Here is a 5,841-nt window from a genome sequence, read left to right on the forward strand (position 1 = left end):
GATCCCCTCCATGGGCCGGGCCCCTACGGCCCGGATCTCCAGGTGGACAACCCCGGAAACGGTCTGGCCCGGCTCCAGACCCGAGACCTCGATCTCCGGGGCCAGGGCCTCCCACTCATCGCAAAAGGCCTTGGGCTGGACCAGGACGAGACTCTCCGATCCGGCCGCATCCGGGCCGAGATCCGTCCATACGGTCTGGGCGAACCCCGGCTGGTCCACGGTGATCGAAAAGGAGCCGGGCTCGATGCTCAGCCTGAACCGGCCCGCGGCGTCGGTCCTGACCGTCCGGCCCGTTTGAGAAACCCGGACCGCGCTTTCAGGAACCGGAGCCCCGCCCGGGGTTTCGACCACAAAGCCGGTCAGGACGGTTTTGGGATCATTTGAACTGCTGTCACCGTGGCAGGCGAACAGCCAGAAACAGACCGGAAGCAGAAGCAGGGTGCATCCAAGGCGGAATTTCATGGCAACCTCGTTAATTTCTCGTTGCGCCTTCATGGGCATGGCCTCATTGCTTGGGCAGGCCCCAGACCAGGGCCAGCCGTTCGTATTCGCCCTTTGGAAGCTGGACAAGGACCACGCCCGGTCGCAGCCACTGGATGATTTCTCGCAGCCTCCCGGTCTCCATGGCCGTGCACCCGGAGGTCGGACTGCCATCGGCGTGGCGGATGTGCATGAAAATGCAGGACCCGGCCCCGGGCTTGGGTGGGTTCGCGTTGTGGGCCACGAAGACCCCGAAGCGATAGATGCCGTCCGGCCGGAGCATGGTCTCGGCGCTGGCCCAGTTCACGTCCTGACCGGCTTTGGGAGTGAACATGGTGTTGTAGTGGTCGGACTCCTGATCGTCCACGCAGATGAGATCCGGGGTGTCGACAACCACGGGCAGACCCGTGCCTTCCACCTCCACCGGCTCGGCGGAAAAGACCCGGGTCAGATCGAAGACCCCGGCCGGGGCCCGGCCGTCGCCCTCGGCCTTGATGGGCCCCGGACCGGACGGCATGGGATGGAGCCCCAGGCCCCAGCCCAGACCGCTTCGGCCTAGATCCACGGGCACGACCGCGCCCACGGCTCGCCAGGCCCCGCTCGAATCGGACCGCTCAAAGCGCTGAAGCGCTCCGGTCGTGGCGTTCCAATTCTCGCCGACCACCAGCAGAACCTGCCGACAATCCGAGGGGATGACCGTATCCAGAGCCAGAACCGACCGGACGGTCAAAACCAGCACGAGGCTCAAAACGCCGAAAAACCACTTCATCGTTCCCTCCCGAACGGTCCGGCCGTTCCCTCTCAAGTCACGCGGAAACTATTCACATTTTCCACGCTATCGAATAGTATTCGAAGCGAGAAAAACCCCTTTCGACCTCCAACCATATCAAGGAGTCGCCCCATGAAAATGACCCGCCATTCCTGGCCCGTGATGATCGTCTCCGGCCAGTTCGAGGCCAAAAACGACGAAGGCCACCGGTTGCGTGAACTGCGCCGGGAACTGGAAACCGTCCAGGACTGCGCGGTCATCCCCTCCTTCCGCTACGAGGACGCCATGGAGATCTTCCGCTCCCGCTGCGACCTCGGGGCCCTGGTCATTGACTGGGACATCCGCGCCGAGGACGCCTCCGAAGAGGCCGATCCCGAAGACCTTCTCGAGGCAGTCCGGGCCCGCAACACAGGAATCCCGGTCATCCTGCTCACCGAGCGCCTGGCCCTGGAATCCATCCCCACCCGGGTCCTGGCCCGGGTCCAGGACTGTCTCTGGAAAACGGCCGACACCATCGAATTTCTGGCCGGTCGTATCGTCACCAGAATGACCGAATACGTTCTCGGCGTCTATCCCCGGTTCTTCGGCGAGCTCGTCCATTACGCCCAGGAATACAAGTACGCCTGGCACACGCCCGGGCACATGGGCGGCGAGGGCTTCCTCCACAGCCCGGCCGGGGTGGCCATGCACAAGTTCTTCGGCGAGAATATGTTCCGGGCCGATCTGTCCATCTCCGTGCCCGAGCTGGGCTCCCTTCTGGACCACAGCGGCGTGGTCGGCGACGCCGAGAAAAACTCGGCCCGGGTCTTTGGGGCCGACCAGACCTACTACGTCCTGAACGGCACCTCCAACGTGAACCAGATCATCTGGCGCAGCCAGGTTTTGCGCGACGACATCGCCTTTGTGGACCGCAACTGCCACAAATCCCTGAACTACGCCATGGTCATCACCGAGGCCTTCCCGGTCTACATGGTCCCCCGCCGCAACCGCCGGGGCATCATCGGCCCTTGCCGGCTCTCGGAGTTCTCGGCCGCGACCATCCGCCGCAAGATCGAGGAAAACGACCTCATCCCGGCCGACCGCAAGGACGACCTCGTGCGCATGTCGGCCCTGACCAACTCCACCTACGACGGGGTCTGCTACAACGTGGTGACCATCAAGGCCGAGCTGAAGAAAAGCGTGGAGAACCTCCACTTCGACGAGGCCTGGTACGCCTACGCCCGCTTCCATCCCCTCTATGCCGGGCACTACGGCATGGCCGACGACGATCGCAACACCGAGCATCCGCCCATCTTCTGTTCCCAGTCCACCCACAAGCTCCTGACCGCCTTTTCCCAGGCCTCCATGCTCCACGTGAAGAACGGCAGCCATGTCCGGGTAAACCACGACGAGATGAACGAATCCTACATGATGCACGGCTCCACCTCGCCCCAGTACAGCATGATCGCCTCCCTGGACGTGGCCACCAAGATGATGGACGACAACGGGCCGGTGATGATGGATGACATCATCCGCCAGGCCGTCCACCTGCGGCGCAAGATGGCCCGCATGAATGCCGAGATGCGAGCCGCCGGGGACTGGTTCTTCGACATGTGGCAGCCGCGCACAGTTCTGGTGGACGGGAAACCCACAGCCTTCGAGGACGCGTCCGTGGACTTTTTGGCCACGAACCAGTCCGCCTGGGTCTTCCGTTCTGACGACCCATGGCACGGGTTCGCGGACATGGAGGACGGCTACGCCATGCTCGACCCCATCAAGCTGACCTTCACCACCCCGGGCCTGGATGACGACGGGACTATGGCCGAGGAAGGCATTCCGGCCGCCGTGGTCACCAACTACCTCATTGACCACGGCATCGTCTGCGAGAAGACCGACTACTACTCCTTCCTGCTTTTGAATTCTCTGGGCACCACCCGGGGCAAGCAGGGGGCCCTTTTGGCCGGCCTGCTCCGCTTCAAGGAACTCTATGACCGCAACGAACCGCTGGAACTCGTCTTCCCGGCCCTGGTGACGGCCGGTGGTCAGACCTACGCCGGTCAGGGACTGAAGGACCATTGTCTGGCCATTCATCGCCATTTCAGGAAACACCGGCTCCTCGACCTCATGCAGGCCGCCTTCCAGGTCATCCCCGGCCAGGCCATGAAGCCGGCCGAGGCCTACCACGAGGTGGTCCGCAAGAACGTGGAATACGTAGAACTCGGGGACATGATGGGCCGGGTCCCAGCGGTCATGGTCGTGCCCTATCCCCCTGGCATTCCGGTCATCATGGGCGGGGAGGTCCTGGACGAGCGGGCCAAGCCCGTGTTCGACTACCTGAAGGCCAGACAGGATTTCGAGAACCTGTTTCCGGGCTACGAGAGCGACATCCACGGCGTGGAGCGCGTGGAGCGAGACGGCAAGAAGTGGTTCCGGACCATGTGCGTCAAAAAGACCGGGAGTGTCCGGTCATGAGCGGGCCGGCCAAAAAACTCGGACTGGCCGGGGCCATCTTCCTCATCGTTTCCAGTCTGGCCGGGAGCGGGGTCATCGCCCTGCCCCAGCAACTGGCCTTCACCGGGTCCATCACCCTGGTCTCCTTCATCCTGGTCACCCTGGGGGCCCTCTGCCTGACCATGGTCTACGTCCGGGCCGGGCAATTGTTCGACGACCCCAGCCCCACGGCCCTGGCCACCTTTGTCAACCCGGTCCTGGGGGCCAAGAGCGGCCTGTTCTACGTCTACGCCAACCTCATCTCCAACGTGTCCATCCTCATCGCCGGTCTGGGCTACCTGGCCATGTTCGTCCCGGCCCTGAACCATCCCCTGGTCCTGGGCCTGACGGTCATCGCCCTCATCTGGCTCTTCGTGCTTTTGTCCCTGCACGGGGTGGGCGTCATCACCAAGGTCGTGTCCATCACCGTGACCATGCTGCTCATCGCCGTGGTGGCCACCGGGCTCGTCGGCTGGCTCGACTTCAGCCCGACCCTGTTCGCCCAGAACTGGAACGTCTCCGGCAAGGGCGACGCTCCGGCCATCATGTCCGGGTTCGCCGTGCTCATCTTCTCCTTTGTCGGCGTGGAGAGCGTGGCCACCAACAGCGCCCTGATCGAGAACCCCAGGCGGAACGTGCCCCTGGCCACCATCATCGGCTTCGTCATCGTGGCCGTCATCTACATCGCCTCGACCACGGTCATGGAAGGCATGTTCCCGGCCAAGGAGATCCAGACCGCCCCGGCCTCCTTTGCCCTGGCCATGCAGCGCATCTTCGGCTCGGTCGTTTTGGCCGACGCGGTTTCGGTGGTCATGTCCGTGGCCTGCATCGCCAGCTTCCTAGTCTGGAACCTGTCCTCGGCCAGCGCGGCCAAAACCAGCGCCGAGCAGGGCTTCCTGCCGGCCATCTACGCCAGGACCAACCGCTACGGCATCAACGGCCCGGGCCTGGTGGTCAACGCCGTGATCATGACCGTGGTCGAGCTGGTCCTCATGCTTCTGGGCAGCAACGTGGCCGCGGCCTTCAACATCACCGTGACCATTTCCGTGCTCCTCCTCCTGTTCCCCTATTTCTGGTCCGGCATCGCCATCGTCAAGAAACACCTGATCGAAGGCCGCCGGGCCGTGGGAGACACGATCATCGTTCTTTTGTCCTCGCTCTTCATCATCTCGGCCTTTGCCTCGGCCACCCTGAACGAGCTCTGGCTGGTCATCGCCCTTGTCATGGTGGCCATGGCCGTCTATGTCCTGATCTTGGCAAAATGTGAGCAACCTCGAAACCGAAACTCATAGAAAGGAACCATCCATGAACCGTCCCCAAAAATCCGTTTCGCGTCGCGGCACATCCCTGGGCTGGCCACCGTTGGCCCTGGCCCTTCTGGCCCTGCTCGTCTTGGGAGTGGGCTGCGAGTCGTCGTCTTCGGACGATACTCCCTTGACCGAGCAGTACCCGACCGTGGCCGCCTATCTGGACATGGACGAGGACGAAATGCGGGCCTACATTGAGACGCCCATTCTGGAGTCGTCCCGGCCCATCACCATCGACAACGTGGCCGACATGACCATCGGGGCCAGGGTGAGCAGCGCGGCCTCGTCATTTCTGGTGGACCCCATTTTCGACATCGCCCAGCTCGACAAGCACAGCCTGCTGGACAAGAACATATCCAGTTCCTCCAAGGAAATCACGGAAATGCGCATGGTCAGCAACAAGAAGGCCACGGAAAAATCCGGGGCCGAGTCCTACAATTTCTCGGCCTCGGGCAGCTACGGCGGATTCAAGGCCAGCGCGGCCTACAGCCAGGACAACAAGCGCCAGGAGACCACATCCGACGGCAGCGTGAGCGTGGCCATGAGCTACAATACCCAGGGTGCCTACCTGCAACTGCTCACCAATGATTTCGCGGGCAATATCGACTACACGCCGTACCTTATCGGCACGGAACTCAATGCCTCCGAGGTCAAGAAGTACGTGGATTTTGTCGAGACAAAAGTTGATTCTTCCGGGCGAACCTACATCTCCAGCCTGAAGATCACCAACGGCGGACAACTCAGGGACAAGCGAAACATCTATGGCAACATCCAGCTTCTGGGCGAGATGGAGGATGTCTTTGGCCAGCTGAAAGA

At 62.6% G+C, this 5,841-nt stretch carries 4 protein-coding genes; 3 read left to right on the forward strand and 1 reads right to left on the reverse strand.

The window, feature by feature from the left end; genetic code table 11:
* Nucleotides 1–654 (reverse strand): carboxypeptidase regulatory-like domain-containing protein (locus tag EOM25_11710; GenBank protein NCC25838.1); only part of this gene is annotated, 654 nt, incomplete at its 3' end.
* Nucleotides 655–1,381: 727 nt separating this feature from the next.
* On the opposite strand from EOM25_11710, the gene EOM25_11715 reads away from it, so the two are divergent.
* The 3 genes from EOM25_11715 to EOM25_11725 form a co-directional block, all read left to right on the forward strand.
* Nucleotides 1,382–3,700 (forward strand): hypothetical protein, encoded by a 2,319-nt coding sequence (locus EOM25_11715; GenBank protein NCC25839.1) that lies wholly within the window; start codon nt 1,382–1,384, stop codon nt 3,698–3,700.
* The gene (locus tag EOM25_11720) at nt 3,697–5,010 is read left to right on the forward strand and encodes an amino acid permease (GenBank protein ID NCC25840.1); all 1,314 of its coding nucleotides are present in this window, start codon (nt 3,697–3,699) and stop codon (nt 5,008–5,010) included. The genes EOM25_11715 and EOM25_11720 overlap by 4 nt, the downstream gene beginning before the upstream one ends.
* A 13-nt stretch (nt 5,011–5,023) precedes the next feature.
* Nucleotides 5,024–5,841, forward strand: an 818-nt coding sequence (locus tag EOM25_11725) for a hypothetical protein (GenBank protein ID NCC25841.1), incomplete at its 3' end; no start/stop codon positions are given.

Source organism: Deltaproteobacteria bacterium, from assembly GCA_009929795.1.
Lineage (GTDB): Bacteria > Desulfobacterota > Desulfovibrionia > Desulfovibrionales > Desulfomicrobiaceae > RZZR01.